Here is a 17,577-nt window from a genome sequence, read left to right on the forward strand (position 1 = left end):
AGTGGACGCAAAAATATATTGCAAGCTGAAGCGAGGTGCGTCAAGCTTTGCAAATGTCGACGATTTCTAAAGCGCTTCAACTCTTGGACCTGTTCTCGGATTCGCAGCCGCAAATGGGCCTGTCAGATGCGCAACGCCTGACAGGGCGAGACAAGGCCACCGTGCACAGACACCTCAGTGCACTGGAAGAGGCTGGGTACTTGGAACAGGACCCTTCGACACGCGCTTACCGTCTTGGCCCTGCTTTGACCCGGTTGGCGGGGATGCGAGCCCGCACCGTCCCAGAGGTCGAAATGGTGCGCACAGTCATCGACAAGCTCAGCCGAACGGCAGGTGAGTTGGTCCATGTCAGCCGCTTGCAAGGCTTTGATCTGGTTGATGTCTATCACGCTGAACAGCACGATCATCCGGTGCGTGTCAGCTTTGACGCCTATGGTCTGCCGCCGTTGTTTGCGACGTCCTCGGGCAAGGCCTATCTCGCCTTTTCACCTGGCGGTGTGCTGGACCTCGCCCTGGCAGACCCGCGCACCTGGCTGCCGGGATCAGATGCCCCCGACAAGGGTACGTTGCTCACAGAACTCGAGTCCATCGCGAAACGCGGCTATGCGCGCAACCGCGATGCATTGCGCCTTGGCGTGTCGTCGGTCGCCATCCCGGTGTTTGATGCGGCGGCCCGGGCGACAGCCACCTGTTCCATCGCCTATCCAACAAGTCGTGGCGGGGCTGCTGCCGAGGATCACCTCGCCCGCTTGCTGATGGCCCATGGGCGCGACATTACCGAAGCTATGGGTGGTGCCGTGCCGCCCGACGTTCAATCCATCTGGACACCGAGCCGTGAAAGGGCCGCGTCATGAAAGACAGCAATTTCCTAAAGGAAAACAATGCCCGCCAAGTCTGGCAACCTATGGCCCACCCAGCAGACAGTGTCGCCAATCCACCAACAATACTCACTGAAGGTGAGGGCGTGTATATCACCGATGTGGACGGTCACCGTACCATCGACGCTGTCGGTGGGCTGTGGAACGTCAACCTTGGCTACTCATGCGACCCGATCAAGGCAGCCATCTCAGAACAGCTTGAGGCACTGCCTTACTATTCGCTCTTCCGAGGCACCACGAACGATAAGGCGATCGAGCTGGGATATTTGCTGGCCGACCTTTTTGCGCCAGACGGAATGACGCGCAGTTTTTTCACATCTGGTGGGTCTGACAGCATCGAAGTGGCGCTGAAATTCGCGCGACAATATCACCGCATCCGGGGCGAGGGCACGCGGACCAAGTATATCAGCCTCGAAAAAGGGTATCACGGTACGCACTTTGGCGGCGCTTCGATCAACGGAAATTCCAAGTTCCGCAATAGCTATGAACCGCTTTTGCCGGGCTGCTACCACATTCCGGGCCCCTACCTTTATCGCAACCCGTTTGGGGCCGAGACCGACGAAGAACTGGCCAAGCTGTCTGCCGCGATGCTGGAGCGCGAGATTGCGTTTCAGGGGGCCAACACCGTGGCCGCCTTCATTATGGAGCCGGTTTTGGGCGCAGGTGGCGTGCTGCCGCCGCATCCGTCGTTCATGCCAATGGTGCGCGACATTTGCGACAAACATGGGGTCCTGCTGATCGCGGATGAGGTGATCACTGGGTTCGGACGCGCCGGATCGGCCACGGGGTCACGTCATTGGGGGGTACAGCCCGATCTGATGTGCACCGCCAAGGCCATCACCAATGGCTATTTCCCGTTTGGAGCCGTGATGATCTCTGAGCGGGTGGTTTCCGTATTTGAGGACGACGAAACGGGGATGGCGTCAGTCGACATGGGCTATACTTATTCCGGGCATCCCGTTGGTGCTGCCGCAGCCGTGGCGTGCATGACAGAAACCATGCGCATCCGACCTTGGGAAAACGCGGCGCTCTTGGGTCCAAAACTCAAGGCGGGATTAGAAGAGTTTGCCACCCGCTATGACGTGATTGGCGATGTGCGCGGTGAGGGGCTGATGTGCGCCATCGAGCTTGTCAGTGACCGGGCCACCAAAGCGCCGGTGGGCAAATCGGTGCCCCTCGACTTTCAGAAAGCGGCTTATGAGGACGGCGTGATGATAAGGGTTTCGGCCAACAACGCGATCATGTCTCCGCCCTTGATACTGGAGGCAGATCACGTGGACAAAATCCTATCTGCTGTTGAGACAGGCCTGAAAGCGGTCAGCGCCTGATGAAAAGCAGGGCGTCCGCCAAGGCACTTAAGAGTGCGGTGCGGGACGCCCCGATGCGGACAGGAGTCGCCACGCGTTCCTTTGTCAGCGCCTGCCCACCGGCGCGGAGGATCAATGTCGAGGATGTGAACGATTTTCGCCGCACGCGCGGAGACTTGGTGTTTTCGATCTTCATGGTCTGTGTTGCGCTGTTTTTCTTCGCTTTTTTCTTTACCCAAACAGGCTGGGAGGATCGCAAGCTGCCCGCCAATATGGCCCGCTATTGGATGGATCAGTTCGGGGTGACGGCCCCTGAAGGGCGGTTGTCGCGTCTGGGCCGTATCATCAAACAGGGGTGGTTTGCGCCACTGGTGTGTGTGTGCATCCTTGTGCCCGCCGCCCTCTGGAACCTGCAATGGGCGTGGCGTGCCCACGCGTGGCGTGCGCGATTCAAACAACCCACTGCTGTTGGGCATGAATTGCTGCAATGGCTGCGCGCGTTGGAATTTGTCGCCTGGTTCGTGGCTTACACATTGCTGGTGCCGGTGCTGGGCTACTTGGTGGCCACACTGATCTTGGGGACGGCCCTGCCATGGCGGCTGGGGTATCGCGGTCTGCGATGGTTCGGCATTTGCTTTGCGGCCAGCTTTGCCATCGTGCTCGTGTTCCGCTCGGGCCTGCAAATCCGCACGCCTGTGAACATCTGGCTTTATGACCAACTGCCTCAAGGGTTGGAAACCTTCATGCAGGTCTGGTTCTGAGATGGAGGCACTGTGGGCAGGTATCGACAATCTTGCCAGCTGGCCCGTTTTGGCGGCGATCCTGATCGGGTCGGTCGGGGGGCTGGCCATCGGTGCTGTGCCCGGGATTGGCCCCGCGATTGCCATTGCGATCCTGCTGCCTGCGACCGTCTTCCTCGACGATCTGGTCAGCCTAGTGCTGCTTCTCGGCGTTTACGGCTCATCCATGTATGGCGGTGCAATCCCCGCGATCCTGATCAATACGCCCGGCACGCCGGTCAATGCGCTGACCACCTATGACGGATACGCCATGACCCGACGAGGAGAGGCCGCGCGAGCCTTATCGCTCGCCTATGCGGCATCGTTTTTCGGGGGCTGCTTTTCGATCATTCTGGGTCTGTCCGCGCTGATGCTGTTTGGCCCATACTTGCGTGATCTTGGGGCGCTGTTTGGGCAACGCGACATCTTTATGGCCGCGGCTCTCGGCGCTGTTCTGTTGGTGGCTGCGCACCGCAAGACCATGGGCATCGCGGCGCTGCTCTTTGGCCTTGGCTTTCTCATTGCGATCATCGGGCGGCAGACCACGCGCCAGATCGACCGCTATACATTTGACATCGAATACCTCTATCCGGGGTTCAACTTGATCGTCGTCATCGTGGGCATCTTTGCGATTTCCCAAGCGCTGTTCCTGCTAACGGGCAAGGACACAGACCCGCCCCACGCGCGCCTGAAGGGTGGGTTGCTGCGCGGGTTTGGTGAGTTGAACCGGTTCAAACCGGTGGCCCTGATCAGCGCCGGCTATGGCACCATAATGGGGATCATTCCCGGCGTGGGAGAGTTTGTCGCGCAGTTCTTCAGCTACTCAACCGCACGGGCCATGTCGCGCGATCCGGGCAAGTTCGGGCGCGGTGCGCCGGATGGTCTGATCGCATCGGAGGCCTCTAACAACGCTGTGCCTGCGGCGGCTATGGTGCCATTGCTCGCGCTTGGTGTTCCGGGCGAGGCGCTCACAGCAATGATGATGGTCGTCTTCTTTGATGCAGGTATCAAACCGGGTCCGGACATCTTTGACAACAACCCCGACTTCTTGTTCTCGCTGTTCTTTGCGCTGCTGATCATCAACGTGCTTGTCGTCATCACGCTGTTGATCTCGACCCGCCATATCGCGCGGATCATCTATATTCCCAACCGCCTGCTGGGTGCATTTATCCTGATCCTCGCCTTTGTCGGGGTCTTTTCGATCCGCAATTCGTTCACCGATTGCATGTTTGCCGCCGGGTTTGGTTTCCTTGGCTTCATTCTGCGCCGTCTGGACTGGCCGCTGGTGCCTATCGTTCTTGGGCTCGTTTTGGGATCAATCATGATCGAAAAACTGACAGCCGGATCGGGGCAGATCAAAACCGTGGTTGATCTGGTGAACCGGCCTGTGTCGGGCACTCTTTTTGTCGTCATCCTGATCGTGATTGGTGTCACGATCTTCACCAGCCTTCGCACCCGAAGGTTCGAACATTAACCAAAAGCAAAACAAACTCAGGGAGAGTGAAAATGAAAAAGCTTTTGACTACGGCGGCCTTTGCGGTCGCAACCTTGGCCAGTCCCGCGCTGGCAGAGTACCCAACCGGCCCCGTACAGTTCATCGTGCCGTGGCCTCCCGGTGATTTTGAAGACATCCTGACGCGCATGATTGCCGCCGATATGGCCGAAGCGACAGGGCAACCTGCATCGGTTGTGAACCGCCCCGGTGGCGGCGATGGCCCGTTCCCCGGCGCGCTTGAAGTGCTTGAGGCGCCCAATGACGGATCGGTCATCGGGTCCTTTGTGATCGGTGTTCCGATTGTTGGTCCCAAGATCGACATCGGCATTGAAGAAGACAGCTTTGTCCCCGTCGGCATCTTTCTGACCTACCCGTTTGTGTTGGCCGCATCCGGCGATGCGCCCTATTCCAACATGGCGGAACTGGCGGAATACGCGCAGGACAATGACGTCGTGCTGGGCCACTTTGGCGCTGGTCTGACGCCGACAGCGGTTTCCATGGCAGCAGCCGTCAAGATGGATTTTGAATTTGCCGACGACAGTGCCTTTGACCTTCTGGATTGCAACACGCTGTCTTCGGGCGATGCGGATGTGATCAACACCACGCTTGCGCTGATCGAACCCTGTCTGGGTGAGATCAACGTGCTGGCAAACATTGGCGAAAACCCAATCGCCAAACTGGACGGGGTCGAAACGATTGCTGCGCAATCCGGCGTCAATGACGTCGAGTTGTGGAACGGGTTGTTCGTGACCAAGGGTACGCCCCAAGAGGTGATCGACACCATCGCCGCAGTCGCCGCCAAGACGATGGCGTCCGAGGCCGCGCAGACGCTGATGGCTGAAACCGGGGCCGCCGTTTACTGGCAGGGTCAGGCCGAAGCCGAGGCGCGGATCACCGCAGACCGCACCAAATCGGCAGAGATCAACGAGATCTTGGGCCGTTAAAACAAGGGGGCGGCGCGTAGCGTCGCCCTTTTTGACAAAAGGAAAGACATGACCCGTCTGAAACTTGGCATCTTGCAGGTGAACCACGACCGTTCGGTCGAGGTTGGCGATGCGTTCCCGGATGATGCACATCGCTTTCGCGATCTTTTTGATGCGCAAGATCAACGTTTTAATTATCGCGTCTACATGACCATTGGCGACGAAGTGCCCGCGAGTGTGGATGAACAGGATGCGTTTCTGATCACCGGTTCGCCGCTAAGCGTGCTAGACGATCTGGCGTTTCTGCCTGCCCTTTATGACTTTATCCGCGCCTGTGATACGGCGCAAAAGCCACTTCTGGGGGCCTGTTTTGGTCATCAGGCCATCGCTGTTGCCCTTGGTGGTCAAGTGACGCGTCAGGACTGGAACATCGGGATCGATCAGGTCGATATCACGCAATTGCTGCCATGGATGACCCCGGATGAGTCCATGCTGAACCTTTATCAGTTTCATCATGATGCGGTGACCCAACTGCCTGAAGGCACGGTTCCTTATGCGCATTCAGCCAAATGCGCTGTCGCAGGATTCACCAAGGGCAGCCACATCTTCACCACCCAAACGCATCCGGAATTCACCGACCCGTTCATGCGCTGCGTGTTGGACTACACCCGCCCGATCTTGTCACCGACTGAGATCGTCGAGACAGAGGCCACGTTGGACAAGCGCAACGATGGCCCGGTCTTTGGACAATGGGCCACCCGCTTTTTCGGAGGTACTCCATGAAAAATCTGGCCGACCACGACAGCTTTGTCGACGGGGTGCCCCACGACACCTTTGAGCAGATGCGCAGTGAGGCACCGGTGCATTGGACGCCGGATCATGGGGCTGACAAGGGCTTTTGGTCGCTGACCCGATACACTGACATCATGGCTGCGCAAAAGGAACCAACCACCTTTTCCAGCGCCCAAGGCATTCGGATCGAAGACCAGAGTTATGCCGAATACATGGCCCGTCGCACTTTTCAGGAAACCGATCCGCCTGAGCATTCGACCACTAGGCGCGTGGTCAATCCGGCATTTGCAAAGCCAGTGATGGCGGGGTTTGAACCGGTAATCCGAGAGCTTGCCAGCGACATCGTAGATCAGGCCCTGCAACACAGCGAATTCGATGGAATCGACCTGATCGCAAAGCGCCTGCCGATGTTGATGCTGGGCCGCATCCTTGGGGTGCCGGACGTTGACCTTGATTGGCTGGTCGAACGGGGTGACGCACTGATCGGCAATACGGACCCGGATTTCACCGAAACTGTGATCGACAAGGTTAATACGGATGCCTACGCGATGATGCCCTTCCGCTCTCCGGCGGGCGTAGAGTTATACGATTACGCTGAAGAGATCCTTAATGGCGCGCGCAGTGTCGACGATGAGGGCATTCTGGCCCGCGTGCTGCGTGCCGAAGGAGGGGCGGTGCAAGGGCAGGATTTCAAGAATTTCTTTTGTCTTCTGGTCGCGGCGGGCAATGACACGACACGCTATTCCATCGCGATGGCGCTGTGGCTGCTGACACAGAACAAGGGGCTGCTGCCTCAACTCCAAACGGGTGCGGTTTGGGAAAGCTGCGCGGATGAATTCATCCGCCTTGCCTCGCCCACCCTGCACTTTCGCCGCACAGCAACGCGGGACGTTAAGATGCACGGAGAAACCATCAAGGAAGGCGACAAGGTGCTGATGTGGTTTGTATCCGGCAATCGGGACGAGGCCATGTTCAAAGATCCTCACACGGCCCATCTGGACCGCAGCCCGAACCGCCATATGGCCTTTGGTCAGGGCGGTCCGCACGTTTGTCTGGGCATGTGGCTGGCCAAGCTGGAACTGAAAGTTGTCCTGCAAGAGTTGGCAGGCCGCATCACCGGGCTGGAGGCCACTGCCGCCCCCACCTGGACCCGTTCGAATTTCATCTGTGGGGTCAAATCGCTGACCTTGCGCCCAACATTGAAGGGACGCCCATGACCCATCGCACCCGTGTTCTGTTTTGTGATCTTTTGAACCTGCCGCGTGGCAAATACATCCCTTCGGACGTGGCGGCAGGGGGCAAGGTTGGCTTTGCCCGGGGTGTTTTTGGCACCACATTTGACCGGGATTTGATCCCGGTGCCGGGGGCAGGGGTTTTTGACGGCCTCCCGGATATGGAATTGGCGCTGGACGGCGCACGTCATTCGGGTTGGCAAGCCGATACCGAGATCGCGCTGGGCACGCTGCAAACCCATGACGCCCCCTTTGGCCTGTGCGGGCGCGGACGTTTGCAGGCGGCTGTGGCAGCGTGGCAAGCGCGCGGGCTGTCTCCAAAAATCGGTTTGGAGTTAGAGGCTTACGTCTTTCAGCAAGATGCCGACGGCGTGTGGGGGCCCTATGACACGCCAGGCGCATTTGTCTATGGCACAGGCCCACAGAACGATCCGGCCGGGTTGATGAATGCCCTGTGGAGCACCGCCGCAGAGGCGGGCCTGTGTATCGATTCAATGAACGGGGAATATGACAACGGTCAGTTCGAATTGACGTTGCAGTTCGACGATGCAGTTGCCGCTTGCGACGCTGCCTTCCTGTTCAAAACCATGGCGCGTGAAGTGGCTGCCGGTCTGGGTCTTTTGCTGACCTTCCTGCCCAAGCCGATCCCGGATCGGGGCGGGTCGGGCATGCACATCAACTTCAGCTTCTCGGACGAAAGCGGGGCCAATGTGATCGCGCCGGATGGGGCGCTGTCCGACGTGGCCAAGGGCTGCATCGCAGGTATGATCCATCATCACGAGGGGCTTGCCGGGCTGCTTGCGACAACTGTGAACAGCTATGACCGGCTGGGGCCTGCGTCGATGGCCGGGTATTGGGCAAACTGGGCGGATGACCACCGCCTTGTGACCGTGCGGTCCTGCGTGACGTCGCCCAAATCGGCCCGACTTGAGCATCGCATGGCCGATTGCGCGACCAATCCATACCTTGCTGTGACCGCTGTTTTGCGGGCCGCTTTGCTGGGGATCGAGAACAGCTATGCTGTCCCTGAGGCCGAGGATCTGGATGGGTTGGAAAACGTACGGGCGACGCGACATGTGCCCTCGGCGCTGGATCGCGCTCTGGACGCGCTTGATGCAGACAAGCCTTTGCGGATGGCCGTGGGTGAGGAGATTTGTGATGCCCTCATCTTCCTGAAACAGGACGAATGGAAGCGGTTACAAGATAAATCGGTGGACGAGGTGCGGGACTACTATTTACCTTTTGTCTGATACCGCGGGTTTGGCCAGATTAAGCCGGTATTCAGAATGGTTTACGGCTCCATTTGGGGGGCACACCCGTGCACAAGCAGTGCACAACCTGTGCACCGGACATGCACCAAAGACGTCAGGTTAACGGATCGCACGTGGTATCGGCACTACAGGCAACAGTTCGCCTCAGTCTTCGCTCAATTCCATCGTCCAAGGCGGATTTGCGCCCGCACGCGACACGGTGATCGCAGCTGCGCGCGCGGCGACTGTCAGCATATGGTGCAGGGTGGACTCTGGCAGATCGGCGAGCGCGCCAGGGTGTAGCGCGCCCTCACTGCGCAGAGCGGCCAGGCATCCGGCGTTGAACGTATCGCCTGCGCCAACCGTATCCACGACGGTCGCCTTTTGTGCGGGAACGTGCAGGTGCCGTCCGCTTTGCAGATAGGCGGTGGCTCCGTCGCCCCCTTCGGTCAGCAGGAACATCTTGGGACCGCGGGTCAGGATCTCTTTGGCCTTTTCTTCCAGTGACGCCTCACCCGGGATCACCCAGTTCAGATCGTCATCGGACAGTTTGATGATGTCAGCGCGCGCGATCAGAGCGTTCAGGCGCGCGCGATACCCTTCGTGATCAGAGACAAAGCTGGGGCGGATGTTGGGGTCTGCCATTACCAGCCGACGCTCAGGTTGGGCCAGCGCAAGGGTCAGCAGGCTGTCCGCCACAGGCGGGTTGCACAGGCTGATGCCGCCAAAGAACATTGCCTTGATGTCGGAAGGCACGGGATCGATATCGTCAGGCTGAATCTCGCGGGTCGCGGTGTCTTCGTCATAGAATGTGTAAGTGGCCTGCCCCTCGTCCAGATGCACAAAGGCCAGCGTCGTGTTGCGCGCACTGCGCACTGCGTAGGCGGTCGAGACGTGGCTGGCCGACATATGTTCGGCGATCATTGCGCCGAACGGGTCCGACGACAGGCCAGTGATCAGCCCCGTTGTGACGCCCAAACGCCCCAGCGCCACGGCCGTGTTCAGAACTGCGCCGCCCACATGGGGCACATAGGCCCCGGCCTCGTTCGGGATCATGTCGATTAAGGCTTCGCCGCAGCAGAGGATCATGTGGATGTCTCCGTCCAGATAATGTCAGCCGGGGCCGACTTGGTCATTACCGTCGTGATATTCGGTACGTCGTTGGTGTCAATCCATGCTTGCGCATCTGGTTTGCTATGTTCGACCCAGCGGGCTTTTAGCCGTTTGATCAACAGATCCATCGGAGGGTTCAACGCAATGGATAGGGTCCAAAGGTCGTGCAGCTGGGTCCATGGAGGCTGCTGCAACAGAAGGTAGTTGCCTTCCACGACAACGGTTTTGCACGTGGCCGGAACCCGACCCGCACCAGCGATCGCAATTTCGCGGCTGCGGTCAAAAATCGGGTAGATAACCGGCTCAGGGGACTGCAGGGCCTTGATCATCCGGACGAACCCATATGCGTCGAAAGTGTTGGGTGCCCCTTTGCGATTTTGTGTCCCGTCTGCTTGTAAAAGGCGGTCGTCGAGGTGAAAGCCGTCCATAGGCACGACTGCACTCTCTTCGCCTTGTGCTGTTAGGCGCAAGGACAGCGCGTGTGCCACTGTGCTTTTGCCACTTGCGGGCGGACCGACGACAGCGATGAGGCGCCGATTTGGGGAGGGCGCGCGCGCAAGAACCTGTGCGCAAACCTCGTCGAGCGTCATCTCAGGCCGCAATCTCGGGTTCGGCGGCACCGGTCATGTAGGCCACAGCGTCTGACATCGAATGTTCCTTGGGGTCGATGACGCAAAGCCTCCGCCCCAGCCGGTGCACGTGAATGCGATCCGCGATCTCAAAGACGTGGGGCATGTTGTGGCTGATCAAAATGATTGGAATGCCGCGCGCGCGCACGTCCTGAATCAGTTCCAGCACCTTGCGGCTTTCCTTGACCCCCAGCGCGGCGGTGGGTTCGTCGAGGATGACAACTTTGGACCCAAAGGCGGCTGCACGGGCCACCGCCACGCCTTGACGTTGCCCACCCGACAGAGATTCCACGGCCTGATTGATGTTCTGAATTGTGGCCAGCCCCAGTTCAGACAGCTTTTCACGGGCGAACTTTTCCATGGCCGGTTTGTCCAGTTGGCGAAAGAGTGACCCCATGATCCCCGGTTTGCGCAATTCGCGTCCCATAAACATGTTGTCGGCGATCGACAGTGCGGGGGACATGGCCAGTTGCTGATAGACGGTCTCGATGCCCTCTTCGCGCGCCTCAATGGGCGTGCGGAAGTTGATCTCGCGCCCCTCCAGCCAGACCTGACCTTCGTCCGGAATGGTCGCCCCCGACACCGCCTTGATCATCGAAGATTTGCCAGCCCCGTTATCGCCGATGACTGCAAGGATTTCGCCGGGCATCAGGTCAAAGTCGGCGTGATCCAGTGCGGTGACCTTGCCATAGCGTTTGACCAGCCCGCGTGCTTTGAGAATGGGTTCCATTATGCTGCGACCTCCCGGATCCATTGGTCAACTGCGACGGCTGCGATGATCAGCAATCCGATCAGCATGAACGTCCACTGCGGGTCAGCGCCCGCCATGCGCAGGCCCAGTTCGAATACACCCACGATGAGGGCTCCGAACAGCGCTCCGGCAATCGAGCCGCGCCCCCCAAAGAGCGATATGCCCCCGATCACCACGGCGGTGATGGCCTGAATGTTTCCGATCACGCCGGTTGTCGCGGAAGGAGAGATAGAGCCAAACCGCCCGATCATCACCCAACCCGCCAGACCGCAAATGCATCCGGCGGCCATGTAGACGGACATATAGGTCTTGTGCACATCGACACCTGACAGCTGCGCGGCTTCCGGGTCGTCCCCGACCGCGTACACGTGCCGCCCCCAAGCGGTGGATCGCAACGCATAAGCCAGTCCGATGAACAGGACGATCATCAGCACAACGCCGAGCGTAAAGGTCGCTCCTCCGAGCTGCAGCTTGGTTCCAAGGAATTGCAGAAATGCGGCCTCAGCCTCAATGTCCTGAGACCGGATCGTTTCATTGGATGAATAGAGGTAGTTGGCCGCCAGCACGATCTGCCACATACCAAGAGTGACGATGAAGGGCGGCAGTTTCATACGGCTGACCAACCAACCGCTGATGGCCCCGAGGGTCGTGCCCACGGTGATGCCGATGGACACCGAGATGGCTGGCGGTATCCCATAGCTGAACGTGGCCTTTCCCATGACAACGGTGCACAGGACCGCGATGGCCCCGACGCTCAGGTCGATGCCAGCAGTCAGGATGATGAGCGTTTGCGCGGCGGCCAGAACGCCGACGATCTGAACCTGTTGCAGGATGAGTGTCAGGGCGAAAGGCGAGCAAAAGCGTGATCCCAGCAGGATTCCGAACAGGATCACTGAAAAGAGAAGCACAATGAGCGGTACAAGGGACGGCGTCTGGTGGAGCCTGTTTTGTATACGCCCGACAAGACCGGTGCGGGTGTCTTCGAACTGGGCGATGGTGTCGTCGGCGCCGCTGACGGCCGCTTCGTGATTGTCAGAAGTTGACATCGCTTTCCCTTTACGCTGGGTGGTTCAGGATTGGGGGCAGGCGTGGGGCCCGCCCCGATCATGGTGATTGGGTTATGATTTGCGCCTCAGAGTATGACCGCCGAGGCTTTGTCCGTAAAACCCTCAAATGCTCCACAGGAGCGGTTGCCCGGGGCCGTTGGCCCCGGGTGCAGGATTCTATCCCCAGCAGCGGTCGGTGCCTTCAGCGACCGAGATGCTGTCTACGCCGTCAGCAGGCTTGTCAGTGACCAGTGAAACGCCTGTGTCAAAGAACGCTTTACCTTCTGTCGCTGCAGGCTTAGTGCCGTCCTTAGCCCATTGAGCGATGGCCTCGATCCCGAGCGAGGCCATCAGCAGTGGGTACTGCTGCGATGTGGCACCGATCACGCCATCGGCCACGTTTTGCACGCCGGGGCAGCCGCCATCGACGGATACGATCAGCACGTCATTTTCACGACCAATGGCTTTGAGCGCCTCATAGGCCCCCGCAGCGGCAGGTTCGTTGATTGTATAGACCACGTTGATGGACGGATCCTTGGCTAGCAAGTTCTCCATCGCGCGACGGCCACCTTCTTCGTTGCCGGAGGTTACGTCGTTGCCGACGATGCGCGCATCATCCTCATCACCCCATTTGTTGGGGTCTTTGACGTCGATGCCAAAGCCAGTCAGGAAGCCTTGGTCGCGCAGAACGCCCACGGTTGGCTGACTGATGGCCAGGTCGAGCATGCCGATCTTGGCGTCTGCCGCTGCATCGCCCAGTGTGGCCGCAGCCCATGCACCGATCAGCTCGCCGGCAAGGAAGTTGTCCGTCGCGAAGGTCATGTCGGCTGCATCAATCGGCTCGAGCGGGGTGTCGAGTGCGATGACCAGCAGGCCCGCATCGCGCGCTTGCTGTACAACCGGCGTGATCGAGGACGTGTCGGACGCGGTCAGCAGGATGCCCTTTGCGCCATTCGCGATGCAGGTTTCAATCGCCTGTACTTGGGTCTCGTGGTCGCCATCGACCTTACCGGCATATGAATTCAGCGTGATGCCCAGCTCTTCGGCTTTGGCAGTCGCACCTTCGCGCATTTTGACAAAGAACGGGTTCGTGTCCGTTTTGGTGATGAGGCAAGCAGAGATGCCGTGGCCGTCAGCAAAGGCGGCACCCGCCATCGCGGTCATGGCACAGACTGTGCCCAGTAAAAGTTTCTTCATGATATCCTCCCAGATGATATGTCACGCCGGACTTCCGCCCAACATTGACTGAACTAAGGGAAACGCGATTCTCGCTGCGTGTCAATTAATAAATAAACTTGATTTAATAACTCGCATGAGTCTGAATATTGAGCAGGGAGAAGATGTGTCATGACTTTGGATCACGTGCGCAGTCTGTCTGGCGGGATCAACCAGACTGGAGTGCGCGCCTATAACGAGCGACTGTTGCTGTCGATTTTGCAGCGCAACGGGGCGTTGCCCGGCAGCGAGTTGGCGCGCCGTACCGGCCTGTCGCCGCAAACGGCTTCGGTGATCCTACGCAAGCTGGAACAAGACGGTTTGTTGCGCAAAGGGACCTCGGTCAAAGGCAAGGTCGGCAAGCCCTCCGTCCCGTTTGCGCTGAACCCGGATGGTGTATTTTCTCTTGGGCTCAAGGTAGGACGGCGCAGTGCCGATTTGCTGGTTCTGGATCTGGAGGGCGTCGTGCGTCACCAGTTGCGCGAAACCTATGACTATCCGTTGCCGGATACGGTGTTCGGGTTCCTGCGCAACGGATATTCCAGCCTTATCAAGGAGATGCCCGAAGAAATGAGCAGCCGGCTATGCGGCATTGGTGTCGCGGCTCCGTTCGAGATGTGGAACTGGAACGAATTGGTCGGCGCACCAGAAGCCGACTTTGCCGCATGGCATGACGCAGATTTTGCCGCTGAAGCCGCCCAAATCACCGGCCTGCCGGTCTACATGGTCAACGACGCAACCGCGGCCTGTCGGGCGGAACATGTTTTGGGGATCGGCCGCGAGTTTCGCGACTATGTCTATTTCTTTGTCGGTGCCTTCATCGGTGGCGGCATCGTGCTGGACCATGCGGTTTTCGAGGGCAATCAGCGCAATGCAGGGGCCTTTGGCCCGTTGCCTGTTGCCGACAAAGATGGGGTTGAGCGGCAGTTGATCGAACTTGCTTCGATCAGCACCCTCGAATCGCGCCTTGTTGAAGCAAGTGAGGACTCCCGCCAGCTTTGGCAGCAACCGCAGGATTGGGCGCATCTGGATCAATATGTGGAACCGTGGCTGGATCAGGCAGCGCGTGCACTGGCCACGGCCATGACGGCGGCCTGCGCCATCATCGACTTTGAGGCAATGGTCATTGATGGCGCGATGCCGGCTGCCGTACACAAACGGTTGACCTACCTCACGCGTATGCACCTTGCGACCAAGGACATGCGTGGGTTGATCGCACCCGTCACGGCCGAAGGACAAATCGGCGCAAACGCGCGTGGTATCGGTGCAGCTGCGGGCCCAATCATCAGTCAGTTGATGCTCGACCGATCAGCGGCGATGCTTGGTCACGGATAGCAAATCCGGGCGGGTCGCCCGCCTGGATTCTAGCGGTAGTGCAGGGACTGGCCATTGGCGAACAGTTGCACCTTGGATGGAACCGCCGACACTTTGACAGTTGTGCCGCGCAGGCCCTGATGGATGCCGGGCATCTTGGCCAACACAGGGTCCGCGCCGCCTTCGCTGTGGAAGTAGAGGATTGTAACCTCTCCCAATGCCTCGGTGAAATCCACGACCCCTTCGTAAACTGCATCGTCGCCCGTCGTCACTGTCATGTCCTCTGGCCGTACGCCGATATTGACCTTGAGGCCCTTGTCCGCGTCCGTGGTGGGTACGTCAGAAGTTACGACGTAGCCGGTCGCCATTTTGATTTTGGTTTGAACGCCGGTCTCGATCACCTCGCCGGGCAGCAGGTTCATCGCAGGAGAGCCGATAAACTGAGCCACAAATTCGTTCTCGGGACGCTCATAAAGCTCCAGTGGCGTGCCGACCTGAGCGATACCTTTGTTGGCCAGCACCACGATGCGTGTGGCCAGTGTCATCGCCTCGACCTGATCGTGCGTGACGTAGATCATCGTGCTGTCGGGCATCGACTCTTTGAGTTGCGCAATCTCGATCCGTGTGGCGACACGAAGTGCGGCGTCCAGATTCGAAAGAGGTTCGTCAAACAGATACACCTTGGGGTCGCGTACGATGGAACGGCCAATGGCGACCCGTTGGCGTTGCCCGCCGGACAGAGCCTTGGGCAGGCGATCGAGATATTCGTCCAGTTGCAGAATGCGCGCGGCCTTTTCGACGGCGGCGTTGATCTCTTCGTTGCTCTTCTTGGCCAGTTTCAGGGCGAACGTCATGTTGTCGCGCACGGTCATGTGCGGATAAAGCGCGTAGGACTGGAACACCATCGCGATGCCGCGCTGGGCCGGGGGTACGTCGTTGACGACCGTGCCGTCGATTTCGAGTGTGCCGCCAGAAATCTTCTCAAGCCCTGCGATCATCCGTAAGAGCGTCGACTTGCCACAGCCAGAGGGGCCAACAAAGACGATCAGCTCGCCCTTTTCGATGTCGAGGTTGATGTCTTTGAGCACGTCGACCGTGCCGCCGTATGTCTTGGCAACATCCGTGAGTTTCAAATCAGCCATGGTCGTCCCCTCCCTTTGGCGCGCCCGCTGGATCGGGCGCTTGTTGGTATGCGTCTAAGTTTTGCAGGCTAGGGCCACTTGCCAGGGCCCGAGGTGCAGTTGATTATCCGCGCCCGGGCCGATGCTGCCCAGTTCTGCGCCGATGGTGGCCCAGTTGCCGGGTGGCAGGTCGTGAGCCGCGGTTGTGTCGCTCAGGTTGATCGCGCAAAAGATGGTTTCGCCGTCGAGATGCCGCGTGAAATAAACCACGTCGCCTGCCGCTTTCACGCCGTCATGGTCGCCCTTTTGCAACGCACGGTGTGATTTGCGAAAACCGATGGCCTTGCGATAGTGGTGCAGCAGTGATCCCGGATCGGCCTCTTGCGCGGCAACCGAGTTATGCGCGTGCTCTGGGCTGACGGGCAGCCACGGATCGCCTGTTGTGAACCCGGCGTTCCGGTTGCTTGCTTCCCACGCCATTGGCGTGCGGCAGCCGTCGCGCCCCTTGAACTCGGGCCAGAATTCGATGCCGTATGGGTCCTGCAAATCTTCGAAGGCCACGTCGGCTTCGTGCAGCCCCAGCTCTTCGCCCTGATAAATGCAGGTCGATCCGCGCAGGCACATCATTAAAGTGGTAAAGGCCCGTGCCGCTGCCGGTGACAAGTTCCAGCGCGTCATGTGCCGGATCACATCGTGGTTGGAAAACGCCCAGCAGGCCCAGCCGTCGCTGGCCACACGGTCCACATCGCCCATCACCTTTTCCACGCGTGCGGCTGTTGGCATGGTGGGAGAAAGCAATTCAAAGCTGTAGCACATGTGCACACGGTCATCGCCCGTGGTGTATTCGCCCATGATCTCAAGCCCCATCTGGGCATCGCCAACTTCGCCGACGGCGGCAGCGGCATCATATTGTTCCAGCACCGCGCGGAACCGTTCGAGAAAAGCGAGGTTCTCCGGCTGGTTTTTGGAATAGAGGTGCAGCTGATGGTTATACGGGTTGACCGACGGCGCGATGGAGGCATCGCGCTGGTCCTTGGGCAGGGCAGGGTTAGAGCGCAATTCCTTGTCGTGGAAATAGAAGTTGATGGTGTCGAGCCGGAACCCGTCCACGCCCCGATCCAGCCAGAACCGCACCACGTCCAGAAGGGCATCTTGCACCTCTGGCTCGTGAAAGTTCAGATCCGGTTGCGAGGTCAGGAAGTTGTGCAGGTAGTACTGCTCGCGTCGCCCATCCCATTGCCAGGCCGACCCGCCAAAGATCGACAGCCAGTTGTTGGGCGGCGTGCCGTCCTCTTTGGGTTCGGACCAAACGAACCAGTTGGCCTTGGGGTTGTCGCGTGAGGCACGGCTTTCGATAAACCAGGGGTGTTCGTCCGAGGTGTGCGACAGGACGAGATCGATCATCACACGCAGCCCCAGCGCGTGCGCGGTCTCGGTCAGGACGTCAAAGTCGGACATGGTGCCAAACATCGGGTCAACCCCGCGATAGTCCGACACGTCATAGCCAAAGTCCTTCATCGGCGACGTAAAGAACGGCGAAATCCAGATCGCATCCACGCCCAACGAGGCGATGTAGGGCAGACGCTGGGTGATCCCGTTGAGGTCACCGATCCCATCGCCATTGCTGTCCTGAAAGCTGCGCGGATAGATCTGATAGATCACCGCCCCGCGCCACCAGTCTTTGTCTACCACCAGTGCGCTGCTCATATCGATGTTAGCCCTGTCGTTCATA

General features: G+C 59.2%; 16 protein-coding genes. 9 read left to right on the plus strand and 7 right to left on the minus strand.

Annotated elements, in window-relative coordinates; genetic code table 11:
- Positions 1–53 precede the first annotated feature (53 nt).
- From ABJD00_RS05240 to ABJD00_RS05275, 8 genes are read left to right on the plus strand one after another with little or no spacing between them, the layout of a single operon-like run.
- Positions 54–854, plus strand: coding sequence for an IclR family transcriptional regulator (locus ABJD00_RS05240; RefSeq protein ID WP_413835571.1), 801 nt, complete (start codon positions 54–56; stop codon positions 852–854).
- Complete coding sequence (locus tag ABJD00_RS05245; protein WP_413835569.1) at positions 851–2,206, plus strand: aminotransferase class III-fold pyridoxal phosphate-dependent enzyme; 1,356 nt, start codon at positions 851–853, stop codon at positions 2,204–2,206. The genes ABJD00_RS05240 and ABJD00_RS05245 overlap by 4 nt, the downstream gene beginning before the upstream one ends.
- Positions 2,207–2,259: 53 nt before the next feature.
- Positions 2,260–2,946 carry a tripartite tricarboxylate transporter TctB family protein gene (locus ABJD00_RS05250; RefSeq protein WP_413835567.1) on the plus strand — a complete coding sequence of 229 codons (687 nt, stop codon included), beginning with the start codon at positions 2,260–2,262 and terminating at the stop codon, positions 2,944–2,946.
- 1 nt (position 2,947) lies between these two features.
- Positions 2,948–4,438, plus strand: coding sequence for a tripartite tricarboxylate transporter permease (locus ABJD00_RS05255; RefSeq protein WP_108836505.1), 1,491 nt, complete (start codon positions 2,948–2,950; stop codon positions 4,436–4,438).
- A gap of 32 nt (positions 4,439–4,470) precedes the next feature.
- A complete protein-coding gene (locus tag ABJD00_RS05260; RefSeq protein ID WP_413835564.1) occupies positions 4,471–5,403 on the plus strand; it encodes a tripartite tricarboxylate transporter substrate-binding protein in 933 nt (310 codons plus the stop codon).
- Positions 5,404–5,451: 48 nt separating this feature from the next.
- Positions 5,452–6,165: a type 1 glutamine amidotransferase gene (locus ABJD00_RS05265; RefSeq protein WP_413835561.1), complete on the plus strand. Its 714-nt coding sequence runs from the start codon at positions 5,452–5,454 to the stop codon at positions 6,163–6,165.
- A complete protein-coding gene (locus tag ABJD00_RS05270) occupies positions 6,162–7,391 on the plus strand; it encodes a cytochrome P450 (RefSeq protein ID WP_413835559.1) in 1,230 nt (409 codons plus the stop codon). Before ABJD00_RS05265 ends, ABJD00_RS05270 begins: the two co-directional genes overlap by 4 nt.
- Positions 7,388–8,656 carry a glutamine synthetase gene (locus tag ABJD00_RS05275; protein ID WP_413835556.1) on the plus strand — a complete coding sequence of 423 codons (1,269 nt, stop codon included), beginning with the start codon at positions 7,388–7,390 and terminating at the stop codon, positions 8,654–8,656. Before ABJD00_RS05270 ends, ABJD00_RS05275 begins: the two co-directional genes overlap by 4 nt.
- A 165-nt stretch (positions 8,657–8,821) precedes the next feature.
- Here ABJD00_RS05275 and ABJD00_RS05280 read toward each other — a convergent pair whose 3' ends face one another.
- From ABJD00_RS05280 to ABJD00_RS05300, 5 genes are all read right to left on the minus strand, one after another.
- Positions 8,822–9,745: a carbohydrate kinase family protein gene (locus ABJD00_RS05280; RefSeq protein ID WP_413835554.1), complete on the minus strand. Its 924-nt coding sequence runs from the start codon at positions 9,743–9,745 to the stop codon at positions 8,822–8,824.
- On the minus strand, positions 9,742–10,359 hold the full coding sequence (locus ABJD00_RS05285; RefSeq protein ID WP_413835551.1) for a hypothetical protein: 618 nt from the start codon (positions 10,357–10,359) through the stop codon (positions 9,742–9,744). The genes ABJD00_RS05280 and ABJD00_RS05285 overlap by 4 nt, the downstream gene beginning before the upstream one ends.
- 1 nt (position 10,360) lies before the next feature.
- A complete protein-coding gene (locus ABJD00_RS05290) occupies positions 10,361–11,128 on the minus strand; it encodes an ATP-binding cassette domain-containing protein (RefSeq protein ID WP_413835549.1) in 768 nt (255 codons plus the stop codon).
- Complete coding sequence (locus ABJD00_RS05295) at positions 11,128–12,195, minus strand: ABC transporter permease (RefSeq protein WP_413835547.1); 1,068 nt, start codon at positions 12,193–12,195, stop codon at positions 11,128–11,130. Before ABJD00_RS05295 ends, ABJD00_RS05290 begins: the two co-directional genes overlap by 1 nt.
- 177 nt (positions 12,196–12,372) lie before the next feature.
- Positions 12,373–13,392 carry a sugar ABC transporter substrate-binding protein gene (locus ABJD00_RS05300; protein WP_108836496.1) on the minus strand — a complete coding sequence of 340 codons (1,020 nt, stop codon included), beginning with the start codon at positions 13,390–13,392 and terminating at the stop codon, positions 12,373–12,375.
- 150 nt (positions 13,393–13,542) lie between these two features.
- Here ABJD00_RS05300 and ABJD00_RS05305 point away from each other — a divergent pair, with 150 nt between their 5' ends.
- Positions 13,543–14,745 (plus strand): ROK family transcriptional regulator, encoded by a 1,203-nt coding sequence (locus ABJD00_RS05305; RefSeq protein ID WP_413835543.1) that lies wholly within the window; start codon positions 13,543–13,545, stop codon positions 14,743–14,745.
- A gap of 29 nt (positions 14,746–14,774) precedes the next feature.
- Here the strand turns inward: ABJD00_RS05305 and ABJD00_RS05310 are convergent, their stop codons facing one another.
- Positions 14,775–15,866 (minus strand): ABC transporter ATP-binding protein, encoded by a 1,092-nt coding sequence (locus ABJD00_RS05310; RefSeq protein ID WP_413835541.1) that lies wholly within the window; start codon positions 15,864–15,866, stop codon positions 14,775–14,777.
- 54 nt (positions 15,867–15,920) lie between these two features.
- Positions 15,921–17,576, minus strand: a complete 1,656-nt coding sequence (locus ABJD00_RS05315) for an alpha-amylase family glycosyl hydrolase (RefSeq protein WP_413835538.1) — start codon at positions 17,574–17,576, stop codon at positions 15,921–15,923.
- Between the last annotated feature and the right edge of the window lies 1 nt (position 17,577).

The organism is Tateyamaria sp., from assembly GCF_039945315.1.
In the GTDB taxonomy this organism is placed as follows: domain Bacteria; phylum Pseudomonadota; class Alphaproteobacteria; order Rhodobacterales; family Rhodobacteraceae; genus Tateyamaria.

Coding starts and splice junctions, on each gene's coding strand:
- ABJD00_RS05240 (WP_413835571.1), top strand. CDS start 54: ATGTCGACGATTTCTAAAGCGCTTCAACTCTTGGACCTGTTCTCGGAT.
- ABJD00_RS05245 (WP_413835569.1), top strand. CDS start 851: ATGAAAGACAGCAATTTCCTAAAGGAAAACAATGCCCGCCAAGTCTGG.
- ABJD00_RS05250 (WP_413835567.1), top strand. CDS start 2,260: ATGCGGACAGGAGTCGCCACGCGTTCCTTTGTCAGCGCCTGCCCACCG.
- ABJD00_RS05255 (WP_108836505.1), top strand. CDS start 2,948: ATGGAGGCACTGTGGGCAGGTATCGACAATCTTGCCAGCTGGCCCGTT.
- ABJD00_RS05260 (WP_413835564.1), top strand. CDS start 4,471: ATGAAAAAGCTTTTGACTACGGCGGCCTTTGCGGTCGCAACCTTGGCC.
- ABJD00_RS05265 (WP_413835561.1), top strand. CDS start 5,452: ATGACCCGTCTGAAACTTGGCATCTTGCAGGTGAACCACGACCGTTCG.
- ABJD00_RS05270 (WP_413835559.1), top strand. CDS start 6,162: ATGAAAAATCTGGCCGACCACGACAGCTTTGTCGACGGGGTGCCCCAC.
- ABJD00_RS05275 (WP_413835556.1), top strand. CDS start 7,388: ATGACCCATCGCACCCGTGTTCTGTTTTGTGATCTTTTGAACCTGCCG.
- ABJD00_RS05280 (WP_413835554.1), bottom strand. CDS start 9,745: ATGATCCTCTGCTGCGGCGAAGCCTTAATCGACATGATCCCGAACGAG.
- ABJD00_RS05285 (WP_413835551.1), bottom strand. CDS start 10,359: ATGACGCTCGACGAGGTTTGCGCACAGGTTCTTGCGCGCGCGCCCTCC.
- ABJD00_RS05290 (WP_413835549.1), bottom strand. CDS start 11,128: ATGGAACCCATTCTCAAAGCACGCGGGCTGGTCAAACGCTATGGCAAG.
- ABJD00_RS05295 (WP_413835547.1), bottom strand. CDS start 12,195: ATGTCAACTTCTGACAATCACGAAGCGGCCGTCAGCGGCGCCGACGAC.
- ABJD00_RS05300 (WP_108836496.1), bottom strand. CDS start 13,392: ATGAAGAAACTTTTACTGGGCACAGTCTGTGCCATGACCGCGATGGCG.
- ABJD00_RS05305 (WP_413835543.1), top strand. CDS start 13,543: ATGACTTTGGATCACGTGCGCAGTCTGTCTGGCGGGATCAACCAGACT.
- ABJD00_RS05310 (WP_413835541.1), bottom strand. CDS start 15,866: ATGGCTGATTTGAAACTCACGGATGTTGCCAAGACATACGGCGGCACG.
- ABJD00_RS05315 (WP_413835538.1), bottom strand. CDS start 17,576: ATGAACGACAGGGCTAACATCGATATGAGCAGCGCACTGGTGGTAGAC.